Consider the following 26,155-nt stretch of genomic DNA (forward strand, 5'->3'; position numbering starts at 1 on the left):
CCCTTGTTTCACTTACCGATGGCGGAGCCCGTGATAAAGCTTTTCGTGGCTTCCTTGATAGTAGCGACTGGAGCGTATTGGTCCGCAATCGCCGCCGAGAACTACCGCGGCATTTGCAGGCAGACCAAGACACTTCTCTCCGAAGCAGACCTTTTGGTCGCGGGGTTTAATCGTGCGTATAACAGTGCACTCGCGTCAACCAGAGCGCTCGATCGTGACGGCGTTGAGTCAAAACGCGTGATCTACCGATCTCTCGAGGACTTCAAACAGCTGAACCCGAATTGCTGTTCACTTAGTCAAAGCGGCCCCCTGGAAGAAATACAGCTCGGTTTTTGGAACAGGATATCCGGCACCGGAAGAGCATTCGTGACCCTTCGGTACCTGTCGAGTGATTCAAGAGGTCCTGCCATGCAGGAAGACTACTACGTTGTGAGCAACTGCGGAAAATTGTTCGACATATTCGACTGATCGCAGATGAGGCCCTGCTATGGGCCAGGGCGCGTGAATATCCTTGCTGGGCGCAGGCGTCTTCCGCTTGGCGTCAGAAACGGACAGTGCAGGGCAGTAAGCTCTACCTGCCTTCTCGATCAGAAGCAGCACAAACCGGGCCTCGAGACAACATCAGTGACGCGTCAGTCTGTTCGGGCGAAAGCGCCCGGCGTGACGCCTACATGCCGTGTGAAGGCGACGCTGAACGCGCTGGCCGAGGCATAACCGATCCGTGTCGCGATCTCGACAAGCGGCGCCTCTTGCCGGAGCAACAGATCCTTTGCAAGCGCCATGCGCCAGCCCGTCACATATTCCATCGGAGGGATGCCCACCTCTCTCCGGAAACGTTCGAAGAATGCCGACCGCGACATTGCCGAGGTCTCTGCCAATGCCTCGACGGACACACCTCCGCTCGGGTCCTGATGAATGCGTCGCAACGCTGGAGCCAGGCGAATGTCGGAAAGGCCACGCAACAGGCCGGGAGATGTCTCTGCCGCTCCTGCACTCCGCAGCGCGTCGATGAAGAGAACTTCCAGCAGCCGGCTCAGTATCATGTCCCGTGCCGCAAGTTCGCCGACCATCTCGGTGTGAATCATCCTGACGAGATCCAGGAGCCGGCGCTCGCCTCGGGCATGAACGATGTCCGGCAGCAGCGAGCTTAGCAACTGCTTGTCGTTCGCCAGGAAGGAACAGTGACCCACCATGGCCGTGACGTCGGCCGGCGCGTCTGGATCGCCGAGGCGGAACACGCCGGGGTTGGTTTCCAGCCGTCGCGGTAGGGTGCTCGGCGGAGGCTGTTGCACGCTGCTCATGGTGAAGGCATGGATTTGCGGGACGAGAATGAAATCCCCTGCCTCAAGGATGATCGGCAATCTGCCGGCGATCGTGAGCAGGCAGCGTCCGTCCACAATCGCACAATAGAACGGACTGCCAAGCTCACGACGCTCGACCAACCACGCCCCGCCGGCCGTAACCAGCTTGGCGATCGAAGGCACGGGCTTGAGCAGCGAGACGATTTCGGCCAGTGGATCGGACATATCTGGACTTTCACTAAATAGGTACGGACGTTCAGATATAGATAATCCAGTTCCTTTCGTCCATCTTGGTGGCGCACAAGGAGACCCACAGATGACGACGAACAATCTTATCGATATCGCGCGCAGCATCCCAGCGCCGGATGCCGCTCTCACGATAGCCTATTCGCCGATCCGCCTCGACATGGTCGGTCGGCAGCCTCTGGAATTGCGGCTGACTGCACCGGCGGCCGGCGATCGCCTCCCCATCGTCATTCTGTCGCATGGGTTCGGCCCATCCTTCTACGTTCCGTCGAAGGATGGCTACGCGCACTTGGCGCAGTTTTGGGCGGAGCGCGGCTTTGCTGTTATCCAGCCCACTCACGCGAGCTCCCGCGTCGGCGGACTTCCTGCAGACGCCGAAGGAGCGCCCTTCTTCTGGCGCGAGCGCGTCGCGGAGATGCGCACAATCATCGACCGGCTGTCCGATATCGAGGAGCGTGCCCCGGGCGTTTCCGGCCGACTGGATCACGACCGCATCGCTGCGGCGGGACATTCCTTCGGTGGACACACCGTGAGCCTGCTTCTGGGCGCGAAACTCCACGGAGAGGCGTTCGGCGATCCGCGCATTGGCGCCGGGATCCTTCTCACCGCACCTGGAAGAGGCGGAAAGGACCTGACGGAAGAGAACGCTGCCCGCTTTCCCTTCTTCGACCTCGACTTCTCCTGCCTGACGACGCCGACCCTGGTTGTTTGCGGGGCAGATGATAATCCGCATTTCACCTCCCGTGGCCCAGAGTGGCACGCGGATGCCTATCACGATGCGACGGGGGCGCATTCGCTGCTCACGCTTCATGGCGTGGGACACGGCCTCGGTGGCATAGCCGGCCTCGACGCCAAGGAGACCGAGGTCGAGGCACCGGATGCGCTCGAGGCGACGAAGCGCATGACGCTGGCATGGTTGAGAACTGCGCTCGGCGATGACACCAATGCTTGGCCCTCGGCATGTACGGCATTGACCGGCCCGGCAAGCAGCCTTGGAAACGTCGTCGAGAAGTAACCGGATAGGAGAGACCACCTGACGGGATCCGCTTCCGTCAGGTGCCGGCGGCATCCACAGGTTCGACGCCATTTCGTCAGAGAACGGAAGAAGATGGTCGCGAAGATCGACGATCTCGATGTCGATATCGCCGCGCGCCTGTGCCTGCTTCAGCATCCAATGGCGGGCTTGTCGGCAAACTGTGTCGGTCGTGTGGAGCCAATGATGAGGGCGATGCGGGGTCTGGAAGTCATGGTTGTTACCTCTGGTATGGTCGCTGAATATTCAGGTGAAGTATGGCCTGACCTTCAGCCCGCGAAGGCACGAAGCGCGGAGCGCTGGAGATAGATCAGCAGTCCGAGGAGAGCTGCAATCACGACGCAGTGAATCCAGTCCATATGCAGAATGGCCACCTGGGCGACGAAGGCACCGAGGTCTACCAATAGCAGCAGGATTGCGCCAAGGACCGAGAAACGGGGGAGGAGGACGGCCAATCCACCGACCAGTTCCAGGGTTCCGGTGAAGTATCGAAACCACTGGCCGAGGCCGACAATGTCGAATTCGGCGACCATATTCGGTTGACCGCTCAGCTTCATGAACGAAAAGAACAGAAAGGCTGAACCCAGCAGGATCCGCAGGGCCCATGTTCCTATGTTGATTGCGCGATTGTGGTTCTGAGTCGTAGACGTCATGTCAATATCTTTTCCGTTTAATGAGAAGGAAAAACAAGGCTTTAGCGTCAGAGAGCGGGGACGACGGGTGCGCCGAAACGGTAGCTTGATACCGTGATCATCCCCATGAAATCCTGCTGATGGTAGACCCGCGTACCGGCATCGCCGTCTGCAGCTCCGACGGCCACCATCAGCGGGATGAGGTGATCCTCCTGGGGATGGGCCAGGCGAGCGGCAGGAGCCTCGGTCCATTGTAGCAATTCGCGCTGGCGTTCATCTGCCGGGACGTCCAGCAAGGTGTGCCCTAGCCATCTGTCGAATGCGGCCGAGGCCTCTTTTCCTGCGCCGCTCCGCATGGCCCGCGTGTCGTGAAAGCTGAACCCGCTGCCGACAATCAGGACACCCTGATCCCGCAACGGAGTGAGCAATTTGCCGACCTTGATATGCTCGGCGGGATCGTAATTCGCGTTGACCGACAATTGCAGCAACGGCATATCCGCATCCGGATACATCGTATGCATGACCGTGAACGTGCCGTGGTCGAAACCGCGTTGCGGATCAAGACCGGACGAGACGCCGCCCCGCTCCAGCATGGCGCTGACGGTCCCCGCCAATGCCGGGTCGCCGGGTGCGTCGTAGCGGATGCGATAGGTGTGCTCCGGAAAACCGCCATAGTCATAGACCATCGGCGGATTGGCGGACGACGACAGCAGATAGTGATCGGCCTCCCAGTGCCCTGAGACCATCAGCACGGCGCGGGGCGCTTCGCCAAGTTCACGGCGTACGTCATGCAGCGAAGCCTCAAGCCGATCATACATCGAACCCCGCTCGGCCTTGAGCCAAGGCCACGGGCCGCCGCCATGGGAGAGAAAATAGGTTGGTAGCCGGGTGATGCTCATCACGATGTCCTCTGCCCAGGCTACGACAGCTTGGTTTCTGAATGAAACCTGATTACAATAGGTCTTCACTCGCCCACAAGGAGGCACTTTGCAGCAACCAGGTCACCCAACGGAAACCGCCAACTGCGTGCTCATCGGCCGGATGCTGTCGAGGGTCACCGACAAATGGACGGTCTTGATCGTGCGCGTGCTCGGACGCGGACCGCGTCGCTTTAATGCTCTGCGACGGGAGGTCGGGGAAATCAGCCAAAAAGTGCTGGCATCGTCCTTGAGGGACCTTGAGGAAAACGGCTTCGTCTCCAGAACCGTCACTCCGGTCAATCCACCGCAAGTCGAATATGCACTGACCGAACTGGGCGAGGAATTCCTGCGCCCCGTGAGGGCGCTCGCCGAATGGGTTCTGGAGAACCATAGCCGTATCGACGAGGCCCGCACCGCATTTGCTGTCAGGCGCTCCGAGGCTGATTGAGGCGAGCGGTGGGCAAGGTTAGCGACAAGATGCTCATAGAGCAGCTCAAGGAGTTGGAGGCAGACGGGATCGTCGCTCAGCTCGGTTGAGTACTCCCTTACAGGCTTCGGTCAGACACTCGCCGATGCGCTCAAGCCGCTCTGCACCTGGGGAACACAGCACATGATCGAGGTCGAAAAGCTGGTGTCGCGCCGCAACGCCTCTGACCTGGAAAAGACAGGCCGCACCCAGATTCAATGATCGGGAAGAATTACGAGCGCGGCTCGAACGACCGGTGGCATTGAAGTCGCGGCAGCATCGATCGGGTGACGGTCTTCAACCGGCTCTCCGGGGATATCGAAGGCCAAAGCTAGTAGACCGCAACGGCCCAAAGCGGCCACTTGAGCCACGTCGTCAAACGACCGGGCCGCCCGGATCAACAGACATCGCCTGACGTCATCCCCCACCCATCGCCGATCGAGCGGCCGCCGCCGGAGCCGCCATCGGCTCCGGCCATCGTCACCTATTCGATCCGTTCAAACACCATCGAATGCCCGTTGATGCAATAGCGCAGTCCGGTTGGCGGCGGGCCGTCGGGAAAGACGTGGCCGAGGTGGCCGCCGCAGTTGGCGCAGCGCACTTCGGTGCGCACCATGCCGAAGGCCATGTCGCGATGTTCCGTCACCGCACCGGGCTGGGCCGGCTCGAAGTAGCTCGGCCAGCCGCAGCCGGCATCGAACTTGGTGTCGGACACGAACAGCGGCTCGTCGCAGGCCGCGCAGCGGTAGAGGCCTTTCTCGGTGCTGTCCCAGTAGGGTCCGGTGAAGGGGCGTTCCGTGCCGTGCTCGCGCAGGATCCGGTACTGGTCCGGCGTCAACTGCTCCCGCCACTCCGCGTCGCTCTTCTCGATCCGTGGTTTTATTGCCTCTGACATGGGGGATCCTTTCGTTGATCCTAAGATAGGTGGCGAGATCGCGCGGGAAAAGCCCCTGTCTCGCCAAGCTTGGCAAGCAAAAGCCTTGAGACGTCGATTTCTTTCCCCTATGGGAATGTATGCAATCCGTCCGAGGGGGCGACTCCAAAAAAACCAGGCAGGAGACGATATGGCCGATCAGGCGGCAGTGACGTTGTTGTGTCTTTTCCTACCGTTTCTGGCGGCGGTCCTTGCGCCGTCGGTCACCCGCGTCTTCGGCCATGCCGGAAGCTGGCTTCTGGCTCTGGCGCCGCTCCTCTCCTTCCTGCATTTCCTGACCTTCCTGCCGGAGGTCGCCGATGGTGGCGTCGTCACCGGCGGCTTTGCCTGGGTGCCGAGCCTCAACCTCTCCTTCTCCTGGTTTCTCGACGGCCTGTCGCTCACCTTCGCGCTCTTGATCACCGGCATCGGCACGCTGATCGTCCTCTATTCCGGCGGCTATATGAAGGGCCACCCGCAGCTGGGGCGCTTCCTCTGCTTCATCCTGCTGTTCATGGGCGCCATGCTCGGCCTCGTCGTCTCCGACAGCTTCCTGATGCTCTTCGTCTACTGGGAGCTCACCTCGATCACCTCCTTCCTGCTGATCGGCTTCGACCACGAGCGTGAGGCGGCTCGCCGCTCGGCCCTGCAGGCGCTGGTGGTCACCGGGCTCGGCGGCCTGTCGCTGCTCGCCGGCCTGATCTTCCTGTGGAACATGACCGGCGTCACGCAGCTCTCGCTCCTCGTTAACGTCGGCGACGGCCTGCGCGAAAGCCCCTTCTATCTGGCGGCCCTGCTGCTGCTCTTGGGGGGCGCCTTTACCAAGTCGGCGCAGTTCCCCTTCCACTTCTGGCTTCCCAACGCCATGGAAGCGCCGACCCCGGTCTCCGCCTACCTGCATTCGGCGACCATGGTGAAGGCCGGCGTCTACCTGTTGATGCGGCTGAACCCGGTCATGGGAGCGACACCCGCCTGGGAGATCCTGCTGCCGCTCTTCGGCGGCGTGACGTTGATTGCCGGCACGTTTCTGGCCATCCGCCAGACCGACCTGAAGCTGATGCTCGCCTATACGACCATGGCGTCGCTCGGCCTGCTCGTCATGCTAACCGGCTTCGACACACCGCATGCGATAGAGGCGGCGGTGCTCTATCTCGTGGCCCATTCGCTCTTCAAGGGTGCGCTCTTCATGGTGGCGGGTCTCATCGACCATGAAGCCGGCACCCGCGAGGTGACGCGGCTCGGCGGGCTCAGATCCGTGATGCCGATCACCTTCGTGGCGGCGCTGCTGGCAGCGCTTTCCATGGGCGGCCTGCCGCTCTTCCTCGGCTTCCTCGCCAAGGAGGAGATCTATTATGCGCTCGCCCACGGCGACCTTCGCGCGATGCTCTTCACGCTGGTCGCCATCGTCGGCAACGGCCTGATGCTGGTGGTCGGCTTCACGGTCGCGCTGAAGCCCTTCCTTGGGGGCCATGTGGAGACGCCGAAGCACGCCCACGAGGGGCCAATCCTGATGTGGCTCGGCCCGGCCATTCTCGCAGGCCTCGGCCTGCTCGGCGGCATCTTCTCCGGTGTCGCGCACCGCTTCGTCTCGACGCCGATGGCAAGTGCGGTCGCCGGCGAGCCGCGGCCGGTCGACATCTCCACCATCCCGCATCTGGGCATGCCGCTGCTTCTGTCCGTGGTGACCGTCGCCTTCGGCATCCTCGTCTACCTGCAGCTGGAGCGGGCGCGCGCCATGATGGTGAGCCTGCTGGCCGCCATCGGCAACGGCCCGGACCGCGGCTTCGACCACCTCGTCTCGGGTCTGGTGCGTCTTTCGGTCGCCGTCACCCGCATCGTGCAGCCGGGCCGGCTGGAAATCTATGTCACGGCCACCTTCATCTTCCTGGCGCTGGCGCTGCTGGTGCCGCCCTTCGTCTACGGCGAACTGCCCGCGGTGCCGGCCTGGCCGGCCGACGTGCTGATCCACGAGTGGGCGATCATTCTGCTGGCGGTGATCGGCCTGTTTGCGGTGCTGCGCGCCAGCGACCGCCTGACCGCCATCGTCTCGCTCGGCATCCAGGGCTTTGCCGTCGCCGTCATCTTCCTGCTCTTCGGGGCGGCCGACCTGTCGTTTACCCAGTTCATGGTGGAAACCCTCTCGGTCGTCATCCTGGCGCTGGTGATGACCAGGCTTCGGCTGTCGCCGCGCGATCACCGTCCGCTCGGGCAGATGCTGTTTGACGCAGCGATCGCCATCTCCTGCGGCCTCGGCTTCACGCTGATGCTGATGAAGTCGACGCAAGGCCCGTTCAACGCCTACCTGACCGAGTTCTTCAACGCCTATTCCAAGGTTATCGCCCACGGCGCCAACGTCGTGAACGTCATCATCGTCGATTTCCGCGGCACGGATACGCTGGGTGAGATCGCCGTGGTGATGATCACCGGGCTGACGGTGCTGGCCCTCATTCGCGTTCGCCCGCGCAATCCGCTGCCGCAAGCCGGCGTCGAGGCGCCTGTCGAGGGAGACCGCCCATGAACACGCTGATCCTTCGCACCGTCGCCCCCACGATCACCGCCCTGATGCTGGTGTTTTCCGTCTTCGTTCTGCTGCGCGGCCATAACGAGCCGGGCGGCGGCTTCATCGGCGGGTTGATTGCGGCCTCCGCCTTGGCCATCTACGGCATCGCCTGCGGGGTTTCGGCCGTCCGTCGCGCCATCCGTTTCCATCCCATGGCGATCGCCGGCTTTGGCTTGCTGGTCGCGACACTCTCGGGTGTCGTTTCGGTCTTCCTCGGCTTGCCCTTCATGACCGGGCTGTGGATCTATCCGAGCATTTTCGGCGTCGAACTGCCTCTCGCCACCGTCATCTCCTTCGATGTCGGCGTCTATTTCGTCGTGGTCGGCTCCATCGGCTCCATCGCGCTGGCGCTTGAGGAAAGGGAGGTGGACTGATGGAAACCCTGTTTTCCGTTCTGATCGGCATCTTCTTCGCCTCGGCGATCTACCTGATGCTGTCCAAGCACACGGTGCGCATCCTCTTGGGCTTTGCCATTCTCGGCAATGCGGTCAACCTGCTGCTGTTTACCGCCGGCCGCCTGACGCGCGAGGTTCCGCCGATCATTCCGCTGGCGGCGGATGTTCTGCCCGAAGGTGCCGCCAACCCGTTGCCGCAGGCACTGATCCTGACTGCCATCGTCATCTCCTTCTCCTTCTTTGCCTTCCTGCTGGTGCTCACCTATCGCGGCTATCAGGAGCTCGGAACGGACAATACCGATGAGATGCGGCTTGCCGAGCCGAAGGATGAACCCCTTCCTCCTCTCGGTTACTGATAGGAATACGGACGCGATGGCTGCACCGACGACTGCCCCGATTGACCTCTCCGCCGCCATGGCGATGGCGCCGACGGCGCTTGCCGACTGGCTGGTGATCGCGCCCATGGCGCTGATGATCACGCTCGGCGCCGTGCTGATGATGGTCCGCCACCGGATCTGGATGCACGGATGGATCGCCATCCCCGGCCTGGTGGCACTCGTCCTGATGGAGGTGCTGCTGGTCTACAGGGTCGCCGTCGAAGGTCCCTTCACGATGACGGCGGGACGCTGGCTGCCGCCCTTCGGCATCTCGTTTACCGCCGATCTGCTCGGATCGCTGCTGGCGCTGGCCTCCGGCCTCGTGGCGCTGGCGGCCGGCATCTACGGCCTGCGCGACATCGACGCCACCGGCCGCCGCTACGGTTTCTACCCCTTCCTGATGCTGCTGATGGCCGGCGTCACCGGCGCCTTCCTGACCGGCGACATCTTCAACCTCTACGTCTGGTTCGAGGTGCTGCTGATCTCCTCCTTCGGCCTGCTGATCCTCGGCTCGGAGCGGCAGCAGATCGACGGCGCGCTGAAATACGCGGTCCTCAACCTGCTTGGCACGACGCTTTTCCTCATCGCCGTCGGCTATCTCTATGCGATCTTCGGCACGCTCAACATGGCCGACATCGCCCGCCAGGCGAACGACTACCGCGGCACGGCGCCGCTGATGACGCTGAGCGCGCTGTTCATCCTGGCCTTTGCCATGAAGGCCGCCGCCTTTCCGGTCAACTTCTGGCTGCCGGCCTCCTACCACACGCCGCGCGTCGTCGTGTCGGCGCTCTTCGGCGGACTGCTGACCAAGGTCGGCGTCTATGCGCTGATACGCGTCATGGTCATGCTCTTTCCGGTGGAGCGCGAGGAACTGAGCCTGGTGCTTGCCATCATCGCCGCACTCACCATGGTGATCGGGGCGCTCGGCGCGCTGGCGCAAAGCGATCTCCGGCGGATGGCCGGCTTTGCGGTCATCGCCGGCATCGGCAATGTCATCGCCGGCGTGGCGATCGGCGGCGTTCCCGGCGTGTCCGGCGCCATCCTCTATTCGCTCCACTCGATCATCGTCATGACGGCGCTCTATCTGCTGATCGGCGAGGCCGCCCGCATCGGCGGCTCCTGGTCGCTGCAGACGCTCGGCGGCCTCTACCGCGAGGCGCCCTGGATCGCGGCTGCCGCCTTCGTCATCTTCTTTGCCGCAGCCGGCCTTCCGCCGCTCTCCGGTCTCTGGCCGAAGATCATCCTCCTGAAGGCTGCGCTCGACATCGGCGCCTGGTGGCTGTCGGCGGCAATCCTCGTGTCGGCGCTGATCCTCACGCTGACGCTCGGCCGGGTCTTCCTGCTCGCCTTTTGGCGGCCGCGCATCGAACTCTCGGCAGCGCCTTCCTCGGCGGGTGCTGTGCAGCGCGCCGCGCCGCTCGCCGGTCTCGTGGCCATCATCGTCTTCTTTGGAATTTTCCCGGACCTGCCGGTGCGGCTGTCGCAGGAAGCGGCCGCCACCCTTGCCGATCCACGGGCCTATATCCAGTCGGCATTTCCGACAGGGGGTGCCGAATGACCGTCTATGTCCTCAATGTCATCTTCGCCGTCATCTGGGTGGCGATCACCGGCAGCGCCACGCTGCTCAACCTGGTGTTCGGCTTCTTCCTCGCCTCGATGGCGCTATGGATCGTTCGCGGCGAGATGGGCGGCTCCGGCTATTGGCGCCGCGTCGGCCGCATCCTCTCGCTGGTGCGGCTCTTCCTCAAGGAACTGGCGCTTTCGGCCTTCCGCGTCGCGGTCATGGTGCTCAGCCCGCGCCTTGACCTGAAGCCCGGGATCTTCGCGTTCCCGCTGACGGTGGACCGCGACTTCGAGATCACGCTGCTCGCCAACCTCATCACGCTCACCCCCGGTACGCTGTCGGTGGATGTCTCCGAGGACTGCAAGATCCTCTACGTGCATGCCCTCGACTGCTCTGACCCTGACGCCGCCCGGCGTGACATCGCCGACGGCTTCGAACGCAAGATCCTGGAGGCCTTCCGCTGATGACGGCTCAAGCCATCACACAGTTTGCCGTGAACTTCGGCCTCATCGTTCTCAGCGTCGCCTTTCTGCTGACGGTCTGGCGCGTCATCCGCGGCCCGACCTTGCCCGACCGGGTGATCGCCCTCGACATGCTGGTCGGCATCGTCATGGGCTTCATCGCCCTGATCGCGATCCGCACCGGCTATACGCTCTATATCGACATCGCCATTTCGCTCGGCCTGGTCGGCTTCCTGGCAACCGTCGCCTTTGCCCGTTTCATCCTGTCGCGCAGGCGGCGCGAAGGGGAGGATGGTTCGCCGCCGGAGCCGCTTCCGCAACGTCCGGCAGGCGATGTCGCTGAGCCGGCACCGTCGGCATCCCTTCCGGCGGCTCCGGCAGTCGCCGACGCCCGGGAAATCGGTCCTGCCGGCACTGTCATGCCGGCCGCAGCACCTGCCGACCGCCCCGATACTCCGCCAGTCGCCCCCAAGCCGGCGCCTAGCAAGTCGGAAGTGACCAAGGCGAGCGCTGCCAAGGTCAAGATCGCCAAGGCCAAGGCAAGGGGCAAGGCTGCCGGCGCCGCGGAAACGGCGGCATCCGGGTCGGCTGCGGCCGTCGCCAGGCCCAAGCCGGCGAGCAAGACCATGGCCAAGCCAGCCACACGGCCCGCCGCAAAACCACCCGCAAAGAAGGAGACGCCGTGATGGAGATGATTCTCGCGCTGATCACCGCGGTGCTGATCATCATCGGCGCCGTCTTCACCTTCGCCGCCGCCGTCGGCCTGAACCGCTTGCCCGATCTCTACGCCCGCATGCATGCGGCCTCCAAGGCGGGCACGGTGGGATCGGCGCTGATGCTGATCGCCGTCGGCATCCATGCCGCCGACCTCGCGATCCTCGCGCGCTCCTTCGCAGGCTTCATCTTCTTCGTTCTGACCGCCCCGGTCTCCGCGCATCTGCTGGCCAAGGCCGCGCACGAATCAGGCTATCCGCTCTCGGACCTTTCGGTGCAGGACGAAATGCGCCGCAGCCACGAGCATGTATAGTTTACAATATCTGTACAGTTGCGAATAATTGCGCCGGCGGTGTGAGAAATCGACGCAATCGTGAGGTAACGGGCTCCGCTTGCCGAAAATTTTATGGTTTTGGCCCAATTTTGTGCTTTGAATCTCACATTCAAAGATGCTAAATCACCCGCAGTTGATTACACTGCCGATCAAGAAGTCCGGCGCTACTTCAAAAGTCTCTGCGACATTCTTATGTTATGCAAGATTTCGGAGCCGGGTTAGCAGTAGTTTCTTGATGCTGATGTTTCAAGAAGCCCGGGTGGCCGTTCATCGAAGCAGGTGGCCGGCCGACATCGCGTGTTCGGGAACCGGCTGATCGGCCAAACGAGCGAGCTATCCCTGCGGCGCAGCAAGAACGGCGCGCCTTTGGGAACGATAAGAAAATGGAGACGTAAGATGACAGAAGCGGCCTTGGACAAGGGACATGACCTTTTGGTGGAACTCACTGCCGATATCGTCGCGGCCTATGTGAGCAACCATGTCGTGCCCGTTGGTGATCTCGGGGGTCTGATCTCCGACGTCCATACAGCTCTAAGCAATACCAGCCAGCCGGTCGCTGTAGCGGCTGTGACGGAAAAGCCAAAGCCACCGGTGTCGATCAAGAAGTCGATCGAGGAGGATTATCTGATCTGCCTTGAAGACGGCCAGAAGTTCAAGTCGCTGAAGCGCCACCTGATGACCCACTACAACATGACCCCGGAAGAATACCGCGAGAAGTGGGGCCTGCCCTCCGACTATCCGATGGTCGCCCCTGCCTATGCGGAAGCCCGCTCGCGGCTTGCCAAGCAGATGGGCCTCGGCCAGCGCCGCAAGCGCACCGCCAAATAGGGTTTTCCGCAAGACATTCTGATTGGGGCCGTGAAGCACATGCTTCCGGCCCCTTCTTTTTGAGGGGGACCTGCCGCTAGTCCTCCCGCCGCCCCGACGAATCGCGGTCGCGCTCGTATCGCCTCCCGAGCGGGAAGGGCGGCAGCCAGGTTTCGCGGCGGATGGTCCACAGCTCGTAGGTCGGCACCAGCTGGTCGGGTGCGTCGAGAGACCCGAGGTTCACCTCCACCTCGTCGCCGCTGCGTCCAAGGACCGGCGAGCCGCAGCGGCGACAGAAGAACCGCCCGGCGTACTCCCCCATCTCGCCGCTCACCGTCACCGCATCCTCCGGAAAGATCGCCGAGGCATGAAACAGCGCCCCATGGTGCTTGCGGCAGTCGAGGCAATGGCAGATCCCCACCCGATACGGCCGCCCCGTCGCGGTGATGCGAACGTCGCCGCAGAGGCAACCGCCGGTGAACTGAACCATGCTCTCGTCTCCTCCAGAGGGTCAGACGGAGCTTAGGGTACGACGAGGAGGGTAGGGGTGGCAAATGGCGGATCAGGGCTGGGACGTGGGGCGAACTACCTGTGACGTTTGGCTGTGAGGACAAAAGTCCTAGGGACGCTGTGGCGTCTTCAGAAACCTTCCAACAAATTCAATGCGCCGTACGATTTCTCGCAGCTTCCGTCGTCCCCGTGCTTCCTCTATGGGTGTATGAATAAATTCCTATTACGTGAGGAGTTGTCATGCCCCTGGAAACCCACCGCCCGTCCCAGAGCCGGGAGCCCGAGGTGTCGGGCGAGATCGTCTGGCAGCCGCCGCTCACCCGGCGCATGTCCGACCGCAGCATCTGCCGCATCGTGCGCCAGATGGTCTCCGAGCTGCTCCTGCTGCTCGGCGACCGGGTCATGGTGCGCCGCGACCGGCGAAGGCTCGCCTGCCATGTGCGGCAGATCTCCATGTATGTCTGCCATGTGGCGCTGCGCATGCCGCAGCAGGATATCGGCGCAGCCTTCGGGCGCGACCGCACCACGGTCGGCCATGCCTGCCATGTGGTGGAGGACCGGCGCGACGACCGGGTCTACGACGAGTTCGTCTCGGCGGTCGAGCGTATCGTCGTCGCCGTCTTCGCCAGCTCCGAGGTCACCGGCCATGACTGAACGCGTGAAGACTGTGGCCGCCGGAAGGGACCTCTGCGCGACGCCGGCCGAGCAGCGCGATCTCCTGCGGCTGCTGCGCCGGCTGCTGCGGGGACCGGTCGAGATGATGGCCGGGGAGGACGCCACCCTGCGGGTTGCAGGGGAGGAGCTGTCGCTCGCCGCCGATCTCGTCGCACGGGCGGTCCGCCACGGCATCATCGCGTCCTCCGGCGGTACGCTTGCTGCAACGCCGGAGACATCGGCCTTCCTGCGCCGCGCCCTGCTGGCGGGGGAAGAGGCCTATGCCGGCCAGCATCGCGTCGAGGTGCAGGAGAGCGTCGATGTCGAGGGCGTGCGTCAGTCGGTGCGCCGCAACCTCGCCGAATCGCCGCTCTTCCTCCTGTCGCGCCTGAAGGACCGCACCGGCGGCGCCTTCCTGCCTATGGAGGCCATCGAGGCGGGCGAGCGTCTGGCGGCGGATTTCACGAGGGCGCAGCTGCAGCCGCGCGTCACCGCCAGCTGGGAGCCGCGGCTTTCGGCCCGCGGCAAGGGCGAACGGGGGGGCCAGGCGGAACTTGCCGACAGTGCCATGGCCGCCCGCGACCGCTTCACGCTGGCGGTCGAGGCGATCGGCCCGGAGCTTGCCGGCGTCGCGATCGATGTATGCTGCTTCTGCAAGGGTCTGGAGACGGTGGAGCGCGAGCGGCAATGGCCGGCACGCTCGGCAAAACTGATGCTGCGCACCGCACTTCTGGCGCTCGCCCGCCACTATGCGCCGCCGCCGCCGCCGAGCCGCAGGGCGAACCACCATTGGGGCGCGGACGGCTATCGCCCGCCGATGCCCCGGTAGGGCGCAGTTGTCAGGCGGCGGCCTTCAGCCGGGCCTCCTCGCGGATGCGCTTCACCATCGAGCGCAACCCGTTGGCGCGCTGCGAGGACAGGTGCTCCACGAGGCCGATGCGGTCGAAGATCTCGATTGCATCGGTGGAGACGATCTCGGAGGCGTGCTTGCCGGAATAGACGGCGAGCACGATCGCCACCAGGCCGCGCACGATATGGGCGTCGGAATCGCCCGTGAAGGTCAGCACCGGGTCGGCGCCGCCGTCCTCCTCGTGGCTGACGACCCAGACCTGGCTGGCGCAGCCCTGCACCTTGTTCTGCGCCGTGCGGTCTTCTTCCGGCAGCTCGGGCAACGCCTTGCCGAGCTCGATCACGTAGCGGTAGCGATCCTCCCACTCTTCGAGGTAGGCGAAATCGTCGATGATCTGGTCGATCCTGGCCATCCGGTGCTCCCGTTCTGTCTTCGGCTGCATATAGGAAGGAAAGCCCGCCGCGTGAATGAAAAAAAAACCGTGAGGATCAAATCCTCACGGCTCAGCAGGGCTGAAGTTCAGGGGCAGTCAATCAGGCGCCGGCCGAGGCAATGGCCGGCGCAAGGGGAAGGGGCGGACGAAGCGCTCAAGGCTCCGTCGCCCGATGTCGGAAGGTTTAGCGCGTGGCAGGACGCTTCTGCGGAAGCGGAATGCCGCCGGTTGAGACGGCGTCGGTGGAGGCGGTGGCGAGCGGCATGTCCGGCATCGGCTGCAGGTCGGTGGCCTGTGCCATGGCGGGGGCGTCATCGGCAAACTGCTCGTCCAGAAGCTGGAAGGCCACCAGGGCACCCTCCCGGGCACGCTGGCCGAGGGCCGCGAAGGTTTCGGCGCCCTTGACGCAGACGTCAGGCTTTTCGATGCAGATGGCGCTGAGATACTGGAAGGCCTGAGCGGCGGCGCCCACGGCATCCTGCACCTCGACCTGCGGCGCGCCGTCCGTCTCCACGGCGGGACGGCCGCTGAAGTAGGAGAGCGCCACCAGCACCAGTCCGAACGTTATACTGCTCTTGATCAGAAACCACATTGCCCTGTCCACCACCCGTAAAGCCCGGTCGGCCGCCGGGTCTCTCCCGGTCTTGGTGTCACCCTAACCTGGGGAAGCGAATCGCCCTTTGACAGGAACACTCGGGTTTTCTCCAGTTTTGAATAAAATTTGAACGATCGCCAATTCGGCACATGGGCGGCAGCTTTCATCCCAAATCTTGACCACCGATGTTAAGCATAAATGCGGCGCCCGCCCGGCAGTTCCCGCCTTCTGGCGGCAGGGTCCTGCCGCAAGTGTTAACGGGATCTGGAAAATGCAAGTAAATCCGCCGCTTACGCCCTGTTAACCATGATCCCAAAAGCGTCTGTTGTGCCGTTTCAAATCGGGATTCGGCCCAATCCGGGACGCCTCGCAAGCCCCTCTTTTATCCTTTCCTTAAGTCGCAGAAGCCTAAAGTCCGAGGGTATTTCAGAGTTTGCGTCAGGGTCTTGAGTGCGCGTATTGAGTAACATTGCCGGGAAGGTGGTCGGGGAAGTCGACCGGGCCGCCGACCGTTGGCTGGAATGCCTCGGGCAGCCGGAAGAGGCCCGTGGCAGGAACGTCGTGCTGTTGCGCCGCGTCACGCTGAATGCCGGTGTCGCCGCACTTCTGCTGCCGGCCGTCCTCACCACCCTGCTGCCCGTATCCATCGCCCTGCCGGTGGGCGCCACCGTCGCCGTCTCCTCCTTCCTGATCGCCGCCGCCGCAACCTTCGGCCGCGGGGGGCGCTCCGCGCCGCCGGTCGCCTCGGCTGCCGCCGACGATCTCGTCTTTTCCGCCTGCCCGGGTCTGGCGCTGATGCTGGATCCCCATGGACTGGTGATGAAGTGCGGCGGCCGCGACCGCTCTGAATTTCCTGCAGCACTCCACGATCCCTGCGGCCAGCGGCTTGCCGAACTGGTGCATGTCTCCGATCGCATCAGCCTCATGCACGCGCTCGACACGCTGCGCCAGGGGCAGGAGGCCGCCACGGTCATGGTGCGCGTCCAGCGCGTCTATAGTGCCGCGGGCCGCCAGTTCCTGCATGCCTGCCTGGAGATGACCGCCGTGCGCCGCGACGATGGCGAACTCACCGCAGTCTTTGCCCAGATGCGCGACGTCTCCGCCGAAGAGGCGCTGCGCGACGAGGCAGCACTGCGCGTCACCGAGGCCCGCTCGGCGCATGAGGCCAAGACCCGCTTCCTCGCCGCCGTCAGCCACGAGCTGCGCACGCCGCTCAATGCCATCCTCGGCTTCTCCGACGTGCTGGCCGGCGAGTACTTCGGCCGCCTCGAGACGGACCGCCAGAAGGAATACGTCGGCCTGATCCGCCAGTCGGGCGCCCATCTGTTGGCCGTCGTCAACACCATGCTCGACATGAGCAAGATCGAGGCCGGTCGCTACGAGCTGATCGCCGAACCCTTCATGATCGGCGACGTCATCGAATCCTGCCGCGCCATGCTCGACCTGCAGGCGAGGGGCCGCGGCTTGACGCTGACGACGCGCACCGCCAAGGGGCTCGGCGAAATCACCGCCGATCGTCGCGCCGTCAAGCAGATCCTCATCAACCTGGCCGGCAATGCCATCAAGTTCACCGAAAACGGCGGCGTCGTGTCGATCGACGCGGGCCTCGTCGGCGACGACCTGGTGCTGACCGTCAGCGACACCGGCATCGGCATTCCGGCAAACAAGCTGGCCATGATCGGCCAGCCCTTCATGCAGGTGCAGGACGATTACACCCGCCAGTACGAAGGCACCGGACTTGGTCTGTCGCTGGTGAAAGGACTTGTTGCATTGCACGGCGGACGGTTCCATATCGAGAGCCGCGCCGGCGAGGGGACCGTGGTGACCGTGACGCTTCCCGCCGACGGTGCCGGCATCGAGGAAGCTGCGCAGGAACCCGCAGACCCTATGGTCGAATTCCCCCCGCGTCTGGTAAAATCCGCATACGCGACCATGGCCGACCTGGCACAGAAGGACGAACAGGATACCGAGAATGACGCCGCCAAAGCGAAAATCGCCTAAGAGCAAGAAAAAGGTTCAGGAACCCGGCCTCCTGTTCCGCCTCTTCTCGGCGGCAGGACGCGCGGCTGGCCGGTATCCCCGGCTTATCTTCGGGGCGTCCACCTTCGCCGTCGTCTTCGGCTCCATCGCCGCCAATGCGCTGTGGTACCAGCCGGGCAACCACCCGTCGCCGCTCTTGGCGACCCGTGATGCGCAGGATCCGAACGGCATTGCCGGCTATCGCCCGGCACGCCGCACCGAGCCCGACACCGTGACCACCTTCCGCATCGCCCGCGAGGACACGGCCGAGCCGACACCCCTTGCCGTGCCCGAGCCTGTGGCGCTCCCGGCCGCCGAAGAGGCCGCCGCCGCGCCGCAGCCGGACCTCTCGCCGCAGCAGCTGATTGCCGGCGTGCAGCGGGAGCTTGCACGGCGCGGTCTCTACCAGGGCGTCGCCGACGGCCTCGTCGGGCCGCAAACCACCGCCGCCATCCTCTTCTTCCAGGAAACCGAAGGCCTGCCGCAGACCGGCGAGGCGACGCCCGGCCTGCTGGCGACCCTGCGCCAGGCGCCGGCGGCGACCGTCGAGACCGCTTCCGCATCGCCCGTCGCGCCGCTGCCGATCGAGGCGGTCGCCGTGCCGGCGGCCCGTCCGGCCGAAGACGTCAGTGCCGTGGTCGAGGATCCCGTCGCTGCCGCGATCCGCTCCTCCGAGCGCAGCCGCAAGCCCGCCGACAAGTCCGCCGACGGGCAGGCACCAACGCCGTCGCGCGATCTCGGGCCCGATATCGCCGCTTCCGCCACCCTGGTGATCCAGATCCAGCGCGGCCTCTCCAACATCGCCTATAGCGACATCACCGTCGACGGCGTGGCGGGCGCCCAGACGAAGGCGGCGATTCGCCGCTTCGAAAAGCACTACCGGCTGCCGGAGACCGGCGAGCCGAACGAGATGGTGCTGAAGAAGCTGAAGTCGATCGGCGCCCTTTAGAATCCTGGGTTGCAGCCGAGGCCGGCGCACAGCTTCGCGCAGGCCTCGGCCGATAGCGTCTCCCCGTTCCCGTGCCCCCAGTCGCTTTCCGCCGCCGGACACTGGTCGGGCCGCAATCGGAGAAGCAGCATGGTTTCCGAAATCACCACCGTCCGCCTTTGGTCGCAACAGACCGCCCTGAGGGTCTTCAAGGAAGTGTCCGAGGAGGCTGCATCCGAAGCGTCGTCAAAGTCGTCGGGCACATCCCACAGCTTGCTCGCCGACCTCCTGTTTTCCGGCAGCAACAGCGCCGATGCCGACGACGATGACACCAGTCTCTCCCGGCTGATCGCCTCGCTGCAGCAGCAGGCCATGACCGGTGCGGCGGCCGAAGAGGCCAATGACGCGGCCAGCGACGGCGCCATCGACGATATCGAAAGCAAGGCCTTCATGAAGGCGCTCGTCGCCAAGCTGGAGGAGCTGAAGGCTTCGAGCGGAACCAGTGCGATGGCGGAGGCGATGCTGGAGGCCATCGATGCCGGCACGCTGACGGTCACCGACGCGGCGGCCGGCGAGACGGTCAAGGCCTGGAACCCGGCCGATGCCGAGGCTGAGGCCGGCGAAAGAACGGCGGCGCCGACGACGGACTGGACCTCCTTCCTCAAGCAGCATCTGACCCGCGAAGGCAACGGCCTCTACGTGCGCAACGACGATTCCAGCCATCAGGACAGGCTGACCGGCCAAAGCGCCTATTTCGGCATGATCGGTGACACCTACTACTATCTGTCCTGGACGAAGCCGGGCGAGGCTGGCGCGGCGCCGGAAACCACGGCAGACGGCTGAACCGTCGCGCACCGGCGGCCCGCGTGACCGCCGCCTTTGCGCCGGTGGCGCTTTCGGCTATGAGATAGGGATGCGCATCCGTTCCGACATCTTCGTCAGTGCCCTGACCCGCCGCGTCTTTTCCGCCGGCGGATTTGCCGCGATCGAGCACAAGGGCGCCGAGGAAGCGGGCGCCGTCTTCATCCGCCAGCGCTTTCGCGACGGCACCGAAACGCTCTATGCGCCGGCACCCCAGCAGGTTTTCGAAGAGGACGAGGTGATCGAGCGGCGGTTCGAGAAGCGGCTGGACCGGGTGGAGCCGCAGGCGACCGATGACCTGATCGCGCGCGAACGCAATTTCGACCGCGACCTCTGGGTGCTCGAGCTGGAGGTCGATGCGATCGACGGCCTCTTCGCGGTCGTCGATACGGCGCCCTGAACCTTAACCGGCGTTGCGCAGGGGAAGAAGGGTGCCCGTCCCAGTCGCGGCGATCTTGCCGGTATCCTGATCCGGTGCCGGATGAAGTTCCGAGTCCCGGACGGTATAGCCATCGGCGCGGCGCCAGGCCTCGATCCGTCGGCCGCAGTCGGCCTCGTTCAGCGAATTCCACAGGAACTGCCCGCGGCTGACGCCATTCGTCCGGGTGCCGAGGTGCGAGTAGAAGCGCTCCAGCACGAAGAGCGCATCCGCCTCCTCCATGGCCAGCGCCTTCAGGGTGGTGGCCAGCTGCTGGCCGGAGATATCGAGCATGATCCGCTCTGCAAGCCAGCGGCTCGCAGACAGCGCGTCGGCCAGCGTCGTGGCGAACAGCCCGCCCTCGCGATTGCGGGAGAAGCGCACGAGCAGCGCTTCCTGGACGGGGCTCAGTGTGCGCAACCCCAGCCGGTCGTCTTCCGCACGATGGACATGGGCGGCCAGCGCCTTGATGCGCTGGCGCAGCTGTTCCTCGCGCCATGCCCGCTCGTCGTCCTGCGCCTGGGCGGCAGCCGTCACCGGATCGGGCTCATCGGCTGCAGCCGTGTCGCGCTTGGCGAGCGGCCAGTCGTGGCGAAGGCTGACAAGCGTGTCGATCACCCTGGGCGACAGGTCTTCGCGCAGCACGATGGCTTTCGCGTGCGCGGCACCTTGCGTGCGCGCGACGGTGATCAGCGTCTCGTCGTCCAGGCAGGGGGAGGAGGCGAGAAAAGGGGCTGCAATGGCAATCGGCTGGCAGGCGATGAAGAAGGCAACGGTCGGCGGCACCGTCTTCGATTGCGACAGGGCAGCCACGGCATGCCGCCGGGCCTCTTCGCTCGACGCGCCGAAGAGTGGGCCGAAAAGCTCCGCGAACTGCCGAAGTTCCGAGCGGGAAGGACGCGGAACGCTCTCGAAACTCGTCACGGTGGCAATCAACACCACGTCCTTCCTGCGCATGGCCAAAGGCCTTTCAAGATCTCGAAACTGGTCCGTCACAGGCCAAACTCACGTTACGCATTACAAAAACTCGCGGCAGTCCAACGGGCCGACGGCCGCTGTTCGCCGGGACATGTGTGGCGTCCGGTCTCGCGGCCGGAAGAGGTCGCCACCCTCCGACGACATCGTCCTGCCAAGGCTGCCCTTCATGGTAAACCAGATGGTAACAAGCCACGGTTAATGGGCTATGAACTGGATGACGCGCTGCACCGGAATGGAACGTCTGGACGGCCAGCCCGCCAGGGGTCGAAGATGACCATGATCAGGCGGACGTGATCGCGCGAGTGTGAACAAAAAGCCACGTTGGGCGTTTTTAGTGTGGGATGCGCCCAAAGGCGGCGCTACACTTTATTAGCATTAACGAATGGTTTACCGGTTGCTGTCTCAATGGCGACGTTCCGGAAAGTCACCGGAAGCAGCCGGGAAACGGGGATACCCCCGATTCGCGATGAGCCGGTTTGGCGGTACCGGTCGTGAATGTCGTAGGCACCAGAATGGTGTGGCGACGAGTAAGGCGCAGATGCCTCATCTGAGGATGCGTCGGCCCACTTGAGGGCAGGGTGAAAGTGAGCCGTCATTCATCCGTCTCGAACCATCGTGGAGACGAGCATGGCAGAAATCGTAGTGCTGAACAGATGGCGTGAACAGCAACGCCGCAAACCCGAGATCCGCATCGGCCGCCCAGACACGGCCGAAACGGCGCAACTGCTGATCTTCACCGGGGTTCGTTACGAGCGCCTGGAGAACGTGCCGCCGCAGCGGGCGTCGCTTTCGGTCATGCTGCTCGAGCAGAACTGAGGCCAGGGATCAGAACTGCTGCCGCCGACGCCAATCGAACGGCGCGCAGACAGCCTCCGACAGAAATGTGCCGGCCGCCGGCGCAAAGCTTGCTTGCGGCACCATCGTCCTGAGGACCACATAACCGTCCGCCTGCTGGGTTTCCACCAGGATCGACTGCGCGATCGGCTCGGGCAGCGTCTTTCTCAACACCGTCAACTGCACCGGCGTCGCCAGCACGACGTCGAGAATGCCGGCCGCAGCGGTACGATCGTTGATGCTGAATACCTCGTTGGAGGCGGCGTCGTAGATCGCCATGGACCAGAACGGCACGTTGCCCTGCGCAAAGATCCGCACCGGCCCCTCGGAAATGTCGTAGGCGCAGACGGAGGCCTCCATCAGCGGATCGTCCTGCACCAGCCCGGCCCGGTCGCGGCTGTCTGGAAGCCGGTGGAAGATGTGCCGGCTGCCTTCGGCCAGCACCCGCGTATAGGCGTCCTGCTCGCTGAAATAGGGCAGCGACAGGATGATCACGAGGTGCAGCAGCGCCGCGCCGAAAAGCCCCGTGAGAACAGCAAACAGCACTTTAAGCATTGCCGCATCCAAGGTTCTGGATGGCGGGCATCGACAGATCGATCAGGCCCGAACTGCCGGCCGCCGGCGTGTCGAGAAGCGTCAGGCGCAACCGGAAGCGGCCGTCCTGCGGGGTTGCCAGCCAGTTGCCGGGCTGCGCATCGGCCGCCACGGTGATTTCGAACGCGCCGTCGGCATGGCGCAGGATGGATCGCGAGTTCAGCGCCACCGGCAGCATGCCCTCCCGCGGCCGATGGGCCAGTCCTCCTTGCAGCGTGTAAAGGGTCCAGAGGCGGGCAGGGGGCGTGTGCCCGATGATGCGATAGCTGCAGCCGGCCCGAAGCGGCGCGCCGGTCTCGTCCACCCCGGCCGTGAAGCTGAGGCCCTCGGCGCTGCCGTAGAGCAGGGCGCCGGCGCTGGCACGGTGCGATTTGGCGTAAGGGTCAGCCTTGGCGGTCTGGGCGTCTGGAAACGCCTCCCAGGCCCCGAGCCGGATGGCGCCGAAGCCGGTGCTGGCCTCCAGTGCCCAGAGCGTCGACCAGATCCCGCCACCGAAGGCGATCGCAAGGGCGATGGCGACAAGAAACGGAACACGAAACACGAAAGGCATGCCCTCAAGGAGTGTCGCCGAGGGTTAGCATTGATTCCCCTCGAAAGGAACGGCCTATGGACAGTGTCTGCCCGGCGCGCACCTGGCAGGAGTTTCCGTCAGGCCTCTATGGACTTCGCGAGCAGAGGCAAATTTGTCTGGCAGGGCCTTGCTTCGGCGCGACCTTCTCACGCGGTAGCGATCTGGGCAGGCTCGCATAGTGCTCATACCCAGCGCTTCTCCGTTCTCATTTGAGTTCGTTAGCCACTTGCACACCTATCTGCGAGTTGTTAGCTGTTGGCATGGATCTTTTGCAAATGGTGCAGCAAAACTGGGCGTTGGTTTCACAGGCGCCCTTCGCATTCTTGAGCATGGCTCTCGTCGTGGCTGGATTCGGTTTTTTGGGTGGAAGATTTCTCCTCTCGGAAAAGGTCTCAAATCTTGAGAGCAGACTCTCGCAGCGCGATGATTTGATTTCGGATTACAAAGATAAACTCGCGGGTGCGTCCCCAGATCAAGCTCAGCAGACAATAGCGGATCTTGAGCGCAGATTGGTGGCGGAGCCGAAAAATCTTAAGCCGGAACAGATCGCGCTTTTTTCTGCCATCGCCGCGACACAGCCCGGTAAACTGCAAATCTCTCTAGACATGGCAGCTCCAGATCAGGGGCAACTCAGCAGGCAACTCGCTGACGCCCTCATGTCATCCGGATGGGTCGTGAGGCAGGGAGGCTTTTTAGGCGCAGCGTCTCCGTCTCAAACTGGCCTCCTTATAGATTCTCTATCAGGCGCAGAGCTAACTGCCGAAGCGAGACTTCTCACCAATGCTTTCAATGCAATAGGGCTTAAGCACGAGGTCCGAAGTCAAGATGCACTTCCCTTGAGGAGTATCCGGCATGAGGAATTCGTCACAAAGTTGACGATTACTCGTCCCTTTTAGAATGTTTCATGCATCGCTATCTTCAGGTCCCGTCCGCAATCCGAGAGCGAGTTGACGGCTCTAGTCGCCGGGAGCCATGACTGTGGCAGAACCGAGCGCCACCGAACCCGTCACGGTCGCATCCGCAACCCTGGCGGTGGCGGGCGCCAGCGGCGGGGTGGTCTTCAGCTTCTCGGCGATCCGTCGCAGCACCCGTGTCGCCTCCGCCGGCATGGAGCGCGGACGCACCAGCGCCTGAATTGCCTCTTCGCCCTCATCGGTCTTCTCCGCCACGGCCTGCGGCTTCGTCACGCCTTCCGGGAAGGGATCCTCGAGGCCGGGGATCGGCTTCAGCTCGATGCCCTGGTGGGCGTAGTCCATCAGCGTCTTGAACGTCATCGCCGGCAGCGAACCGCCGGTCATGTTGTTCATCGGCGTATAGTCGTCGTTGCCGAACCAGACGGCCGCCGTGTAGTTGCCGGTGAAGCCGACGAACCAGGCATCGCGGTAGCTCTGCGAGGTTCCGGTCTTGCCGCCGGTCAGCACGCCGTCGACGGCCGCGCGCCGTGCCGTGCCGTTGTAGGGGATGTTGGTGAGGATGCGGTTCATCGACGACAGCGCCTGCTCCGAGAGCACCCGCTGCGGCGGCGGCGCGTCGCGCTGGAAGTCGTAGAGCACCTCGCTGCCATAGCCGACGATCTGCGCGATCCCGTGCCGGCGCGACTGCAGCCCGCCCGCCGGCATCACCGCATAGGCGGTGGCCTGGTCGAGCACGGTGACCTCGGAAGTGCCGAGCGGGATGGTCTTGTCGGTGCGAAGCGGCGTCTCGACGCCCATGTCCTTGGCCATCTGCGCGATCCGCTCGATGCCGAGCTCGTCCTTTGCTAGCCGGACCGGCACGGTGTTGTAGGACTGCGACATGGCCGTCATCAGCGTCACCTTGCCCTTGTAGGAGCGGCCGTAGTTCTGCGGCGACCAGCCGCGCCAGGTCACCGGCGCGTCCGACACGACAGATTCGGGGGTAAAGCCCTTCTCCATGGCGGCGGCATAGGTATAGAGCTTGAACGATGAACCCGGCTGGCGCAGCGCCCGGGTGGCGCGGTTGAACTGGCTTTCGCCGTAGTCGCGACCGCCGACCATGGCGCGCACGGCGCCGCCGGTCTCGATCATCACCATGGCGCCCTGCTTGGCGCGGTAGCTTTCGCCGTATTCGCGCAGGCTCGATTCCATCGCCGCCTCGGCGGCCTGCTGCAGGCCCATGTCGATCGTGGTGCGCACGATCACCGAGCGCTCCTTGATCTTGCCGGATTTGGCCAGCCGCTGCACTTCCTCGAAGGCCCAGTCCAGGAAATAGTCGGGGGCCTTGGCCTCGGCCCGGTCGATGACGGTCGCCGGGCTGCGCCTTGCGCCGATCACCTGGCCCTCGGTCATCATGCCGCCCTGCACCAGATTGGTCAGCACCTCGTTGGCGCGCGCGCGCGCCGCCGGCAGGTTGACGTGCGGCGCATATTTCGCCGGCGCCTTGAAGAGGCCGGCCAGCATGACCGATTCCGCAAGATCCACCTCGGTGAGGTTCTTGCCGAAGTAGAACTGCGCCGCCGCCGCCGCGCCGAAGGTGCCGCCGCCCATGTAGGCGCGGTCGAGGTAATAGGAGAGGATCTCCTTCTTGGAGAGATTGGCTTCCAGCCAAAGCGCCAGGAAGGCTTCCTTGATCTTGCGCTCGATGGAGCGCTCGTTGGTGAGGAACAGGTTCTTGGCGAGCTGCTGCGTCAGCGTCGAGCCGCCCTGGACGACGCCGCCGGCCTTGGCATTCTCGCTCATGGCGCGCGCCAGGCCGAGGAAATCGATGCCGAAGTGGTCGAAGAAGCGCCGGTCCTCGGTTGCCAGCACCGCCTTGATCAGATGGTCCGGCAACTGGTCGATCGGCACCGAATCCTCGTGGATGATGCCGCGGTGGCCGATGGTATTGCCGTAGCGGTCGAGGAAGGTGACGGCGAAGTCGCCACGATTGCGCCAATCTTCTTTGGTTTCCTCGAAGGCGGGCAGGGCAAGCGCCAGCAGCACGACGGCGCCGGCAGTGCCGAGCGTCATCGCTTCGCCGGCAACCTCGAACGCGGCCTTCTTCCAGCCGCGGGCGCGGAACCTGCGGGAGAAGATGGTGATCTCCTCCCAGATCTCGCCGAACCGGAAGCCGAGGTTCCAGACGGTGGAGTCGATCCAGGAATCGATGCGCAGAAGCAGGTGGCGCTTCCGGCGCGGCCGTTCTTCCCCTATGTCTGGACCCATGTCCGGATCGTCCTGCACTGGTGCCC

30 protein-coding genes and 3 pseudogenes are annotated in these 26,155 nt (G+C 64.1%); 21 read left to right on the forward strand and 12 right to left on the reverse strand.

Annotated features, from left to right (window positions below):
• Positions 1 to 30: 30 nt before the first annotated feature.
• Complete coding sequence (locus M1E10_RS13285; RefSeq protein WP_499176911.1) at positions 31 to 468, forward strand: hypothetical protein; 438 nt, start codon at positions 31 to 33, stop codon at positions 466 to 468.
• A gap of 164 nt (positions 469 to 632) precedes the next feature.
• Here M1E10_RS13285 and M1E10_RS13290 read toward each other — a convergent pair whose 3' ends face one another.
• Entirely contained in the window at positions 633 to 1,526 is an 894-nt protein-coding gene (locus M1E10_RS13290; protein WP_499177170.1) for a helix-turn-helix transcriptional regulator, read from the reverse strand.
• A 91-nt stretch (positions 1,527 to 1,617) separates the two neighbouring features.
• Here M1E10_RS13290 and M1E10_RS13295 point away from each other — a divergent pair, with 91 nt between their 5' ends.
• Positions 1,618 to 2,562, forward strand: coding sequence for an alpha/beta hydrolase family protein (locus M1E10_RS13295; RefSeq protein ID WP_499176912.1), 945 nt, complete (start codon positions 1,618 to 1,620; stop codon positions 2,560 to 2,562).
• Positions 2,563 to 2,610: 48 nt separating this feature from the next.
• Here the strand turns inward: M1E10_RS13295 and M1E10_RS13300 are convergent.
• From M1E10_RS13300 to M1E10_RS13310, 3 genes and pseudogenes are all read right to left on the reverse strand, one after another.
• Positions 2,611 to 2,795 (reverse strand): annotated as a pseudogene (locus tag M1E10_RS13300) (NADPH-dependent FMN reductase); the annotation flags it as partial.
• A gap of 54 nt (positions 2,796 to 2,849) precedes the next feature.
• The gene (locus M1E10_RS13305) at positions 2,850 to 3,233 is read right to left on the reverse strand and encodes a DoxX family protein (RefSeq protein WP_499176913.1); all 384 of its coding nucleotides are present in this window, start codon (positions 3,231 to 3,233) and stop codon (positions 2,850 to 2,852) included.
• Positions 3,234 to 3,280: 47 nt separating this feature from the next.
• Positions 3,281 to 4,111 carry a DODA-type extradiol aromatic ring-opening family dioxygenase gene (locus M1E10_RS13310; protein ID WP_499176914.1) on the reverse strand — a complete coding sequence of 277 codons (831 nt, stop codon included), beginning with the start codon at positions 4,109 to 4,111 and terminating at the stop codon, positions 3,281 to 3,283.
• Between the two features lie 88 nt (positions 4,112 to 4,199).
• Here M1E10_RS13310 and M1E10_RS13315 point away from each other — a divergent pair, with 88 nt between their 5' ends.
• The 3 genes and pseudogenes from M1E10_RS13315 to M1E10_RS13325 all read left to right on the forward strand — a co-directional run.
• The gene (locus M1E10_RS13315; RefSeq protein WP_499176915.1) at positions 4,200 to 4,580 is read left to right on the forward strand and encodes a winged helix-turn-helix transcriptional regulator; all 381 of its coding nucleotides are present in this window, start codon (positions 4,200 to 4,202) and stop codon (positions 4,578 to 4,580) included.
• A 29-nt stretch (positions 4,581 to 4,609) separates the two neighbouring features.
• Positions 4,610 to 4,669, forward strand: coding sequence for a hypothetical protein (locus tag M1E10_RS13320; RefSeq protein WP_499177171.1), 60 nt, complete (start codon positions 4,610 to 4,612; stop codon positions 4,667 to 4,669).
• A gap of 31 nt (positions 4,670 to 4,700) precedes the next feature.
• Positions 4,701 to 4,820 (forward strand): annotated as a pseudogene (locus M1E10_RS13325) (hypothetical protein); the annotation flags it as partial.
• A gap of 262 nt (positions 4,821 to 5,082) precedes the next feature.
• Here M1E10_RS13325 and msrB read toward each other — a convergent pair.
• The gene (msrB, locus tag M1E10_RS13330; RefSeq protein WP_499176916.1) at positions 5,083 to 5,493 is read right to left on the reverse strand and encodes a peptide-methionine (R)-S-oxide reductase; all 411 of its coding nucleotides are present in this window, start codon (positions 5,491 to 5,493) and stop codon (positions 5,083 to 5,085) included.
• A gap of 169 nt (positions 5,494 to 5,662) precedes the next feature.
• Here msrB and M1E10_RS13335 point away from each other — a divergent pair, with 169 nt between their 5' ends.
• The 8 genes and pseudogenes from M1E10_RS13335 (at position 5,663) to M1E10_RS13370 (ending at position 12,744) form a co-directional block, all read left to right on the forward strand.
• The gene (locus M1E10_RS13335; protein ID WP_499176917.1) at positions 5,663 to 8,029 is read left to right on the forward strand and encodes a monovalent cation/H+ antiporter subunit A; all 2,367 of its coding nucleotides are present in this window, start codon (positions 5,663 to 5,665) and stop codon (positions 8,027 to 8,029) included.
• Positions 8,026 to 8,445, forward strand: coding sequence for a Na(+)/H(+) antiporter subunit B (locus M1E10_RS13340; RefSeq protein ID WP_499176918.1), 420 nt, complete (start codon positions 8,026 to 8,028; stop codon positions 8,443 to 8,445). The genes M1E10_RS13335 and M1E10_RS13340 overlap by 4 nt, the downstream gene beginning before the upstream one ends.
• The gene (locus tag M1E10_RS13345) at positions 8,445 to 8,822 is read left to right on the forward strand and encodes a Na+/H+ antiporter subunit C (RefSeq protein ID WP_029619190.1); all 378 of its coding nucleotides are present in this window, start codon (positions 8,445 to 8,447) and stop codon (positions 8,820 to 8,822) included. Before M1E10_RS13340 ends, M1E10_RS13345 begins: the two co-directional genes overlap by 1 nt.
• 64 nt (positions 8,823 to 8,886) lie before the next feature.
• Positions 8,887 to 10,401 (forward strand): Na+/H+ antiporter subunit D, encoded by a 1,515-nt coding sequence (locus M1E10_RS13350; RefSeq protein WP_499177172.1) that lies wholly within the window; start codon positions 8,887 to 8,889, stop codon positions 10,399 to 10,401.
• Positions 10,398 to 10,871 (forward strand): Na+/H+ antiporter subunit E, encoded by a 474-nt coding sequence (locus M1E10_RS13355; RefSeq protein WP_499176919.1) that lies wholly within the window; start codon positions 10,398 to 10,400, stop codon positions 10,869 to 10,871. Before M1E10_RS13350 ends, M1E10_RS13355 begins: the two co-directional genes overlap by 4 nt.
• Positions 10,871 to 11,164: pseudogene (locus M1E10_RS13360) on the forward strand (cation:proton antiporter); the annotation flags it as partial. The gene M1E10_RS13355 and the pseudogene M1E10_RS13360, both read left to right, overlap by 1 nt.
• Before the next feature lie 389 nt (positions 11,165 to 11,553).
• Positions 11,554 to 11,895, forward strand: a complete 342-nt coding sequence (mnhG, locus tag M1E10_RS13365) for a monovalent cation/H(+) antiporter subunit G (protein WP_499176920.1) — start codon at positions 11,554 to 11,556, stop codon at positions 11,893 to 11,895.
• Positions 11,896 to 12,312: 417 nt separating this feature from the next.
• Positions 12,313 to 12,744, forward strand: coding sequence for a Ros/MucR family transcriptional regulator (locus M1E10_RS13370; protein WP_499176921.1), 432 nt, complete (start codon positions 12,313 to 12,315; stop codon positions 12,742 to 12,744).
• 76 nt (positions 12,745 to 12,820) lie between these two features.
• On the opposite strand, the gene M1E10_RS13375 is transcribed toward M1E10_RS13370, so the two are convergent.
• The gene (locus tag M1E10_RS13375) at positions 12,821 to 13,213 is read right to left on the reverse strand and encodes a GFA family protein (RefSeq protein WP_499176922.1); all 393 of its coding nucleotides are present in this window, start codon (positions 13,211 to 13,213) and stop codon (positions 12,821 to 12,823) included.
• 260 nt (positions 13,214 to 13,473) lie between these two features.
• On the opposite strand from M1E10_RS13375, the gene M1E10_RS13380 reads away from it, so the two are divergent.
• Positions 13,474 to 13,887 (forward strand): helix-turn-helix domain-containing protein, encoded by a 414-nt coding sequence (locus M1E10_RS13380; protein ID WP_499176923.1) that lies wholly within the window; start codon positions 13,474 to 13,476, stop codon positions 13,885 to 13,887.
• A complete protein-coding gene (locus tag M1E10_RS13385) occupies positions 13,880 to 14,716 on the forward strand; it encodes a DUF6456 domain-containing protein (protein WP_499176924.1) in 837 nt (278 codons plus the stop codon). Before M1E10_RS13380 ends, M1E10_RS13385 begins: the two co-directional genes overlap by 8 nt.
• 10 nt (positions 14,717 to 14,726) lie before the next feature.
• Here M1E10_RS13385 and M1E10_RS13390 read toward each other — a convergent pair whose 3' ends face one another.
• Together M1E10_RS13390 and M1E10_RS13395 are read right to left on the reverse strand one after the other, a co-directional pair.
• The gene (locus M1E10_RS13390) at positions 14,727 to 15,149 is read right to left on the reverse strand and encodes a SufE family protein (protein ID WP_499176925.1); all 423 of its coding nucleotides are present in this window, start codon (positions 15,147 to 15,149) and stop codon (positions 14,727 to 14,729) included.
• A 205-nt stretch (positions 15,150 to 15,354) separates the two neighbouring features.
• Positions 15,355 to 15,762, reverse strand: a complete 408-nt coding sequence (locus M1E10_RS13395; protein WP_499176926.1) for a DUF5330 domain-containing protein — start codon at positions 15,760 to 15,762, stop codon at positions 15,355 to 15,357.
• A 453-nt stretch (positions 15,763 to 16,215) separates the two neighbouring features.
• On the opposite strand from M1E10_RS13395, the gene M1E10_RS13400 reads away from it, so the two are divergent.
• From M1E10_RS13400 to M1E10_RS13415, 4 genes are all read left to right on the forward strand, one after another.
• On the forward strand, positions 16,216 to 17,766 hold the full coding sequence (locus tag M1E10_RS13400; protein ID WP_499176927.1) for a sensor histidine kinase: 1,551 nt from the start codon (positions 16,216 to 16,218) through the stop codon (positions 17,764 to 17,766).
• Positions 17,738 to 18,733: a peptidoglycan-binding domain-containing protein gene (locus M1E10_RS13405; RefSeq protein WP_499176928.1), complete on the forward strand. Its 996-nt coding sequence runs from the start codon at positions 17,738 to 17,740 to the stop codon at positions 18,731 to 18,733. Before M1E10_RS13400 ends, M1E10_RS13405 begins: the two co-directional genes overlap by 29 nt.
• A 129-nt stretch (positions 18,734 to 18,862) precedes the next feature.
• Complete coding sequence (locus tag M1E10_RS13410) at positions 18,863 to 19,555, forward strand: hypothetical protein (RefSeq protein ID WP_499176929.1); 693 nt, start codon at positions 18,863 to 18,865, stop codon at positions 19,553 to 19,555.
• 70 nt (positions 19,556 to 19,625) lie between these two features.
• The gene (locus M1E10_RS13415) at positions 19,626 to 19,973 is read left to right on the forward strand and encodes a DUF1491 family protein (RefSeq protein WP_499176930.1); all 348 of its coding nucleotides are present in this window, start codon (positions 19,626 to 19,628) and stop codon (positions 19,971 to 19,973) included.
• Positions 19,974 to 19,976: 3 nt separating this feature from the next.
• On the opposite strand, the gene M1E10_RS13420 is transcribed toward M1E10_RS13415, so the two are convergent.
• On the reverse strand, positions 19,977 to 20,987 hold the full coding sequence (locus M1E10_RS13420) for a DUF2336 domain-containing protein (protein ID WP_499176931.1): 1,011 nt from the start codon (positions 20,985 to 20,987) through the stop codon (positions 19,977 to 19,979).
• A 609-nt stretch (positions 20,988 to 21,596) separates the two neighbouring features.
• Between M1E10_RS13420 and M1E10_RS13425 the strand changes: the two genes are divergently transcribed.
• Entirely contained in the window at positions 21,597 to 21,785 is a 189-nt protein-coding gene (locus M1E10_RS13425; RefSeq protein ID WP_499176932.1) for a hypothetical protein, read from the forward strand.
• Positions 21,786 to 21,794: 9 nt separating this feature from the next.
• Here M1E10_RS13425 and M1E10_RS13430 read toward each other — a convergent pair whose 3' ends face one another.
• Together M1E10_RS13430 and M1E10_RS13435 are read right to left on the reverse strand one after the other, a co-directional pair.
• Positions 21,795 to 22,358, reverse strand: a complete 564-nt coding sequence (locus M1E10_RS13430; RefSeq protein WP_499176933.1) for a DUF1254 domain-containing protein — start codon at positions 22,356 to 22,358, stop codon at positions 21,795 to 21,797.
• Positions 22,351 to 22,938 (reverse strand): DUF1214 domain-containing protein, encoded by a 588-nt coding sequence (locus M1E10_RS13435; RefSeq protein ID WP_499176934.1) that lies wholly within the window; start codon positions 22,936 to 22,938, stop codon positions 22,351 to 22,353. Before M1E10_RS13435 ends, M1E10_RS13430 begins: the two co-directional genes overlap by 8 nt.
• A 290-nt stretch (positions 22,939 to 23,228) precedes the next feature.
• Here M1E10_RS13435 and M1E10_RS13440 point away from each other — a divergent pair, with 290 nt between their 5' ends.
• The gene (locus tag M1E10_RS13440) at positions 23,229 to 23,864 is read left to right on the forward strand and encodes a hypothetical protein (RefSeq protein ID WP_499176935.1); all 636 of its coding nucleotides are present in this window, start codon (positions 23,229 to 23,231) and stop codon (positions 23,862 to 23,864) included.
• Between the two features lie 60 nt (positions 23,865 to 23,924).
• Here the strand turns inward: M1E10_RS13440 and M1E10_RS13445 are convergent, their stop codons facing one another.
• Entirely contained in the window at positions 23,925 to 26,129 is a 2,205-nt protein-coding gene (locus tag M1E10_RS13445; RefSeq protein WP_499176936.1) for a transglycosylase domain-containing protein, read from the reverse strand.
• Positions 26,130 to 26,155 lie beyond the last annotated feature (26 nt).

This window comes from Rhizobium sp. PK7-22 (genome assembly GCF_056530405.1).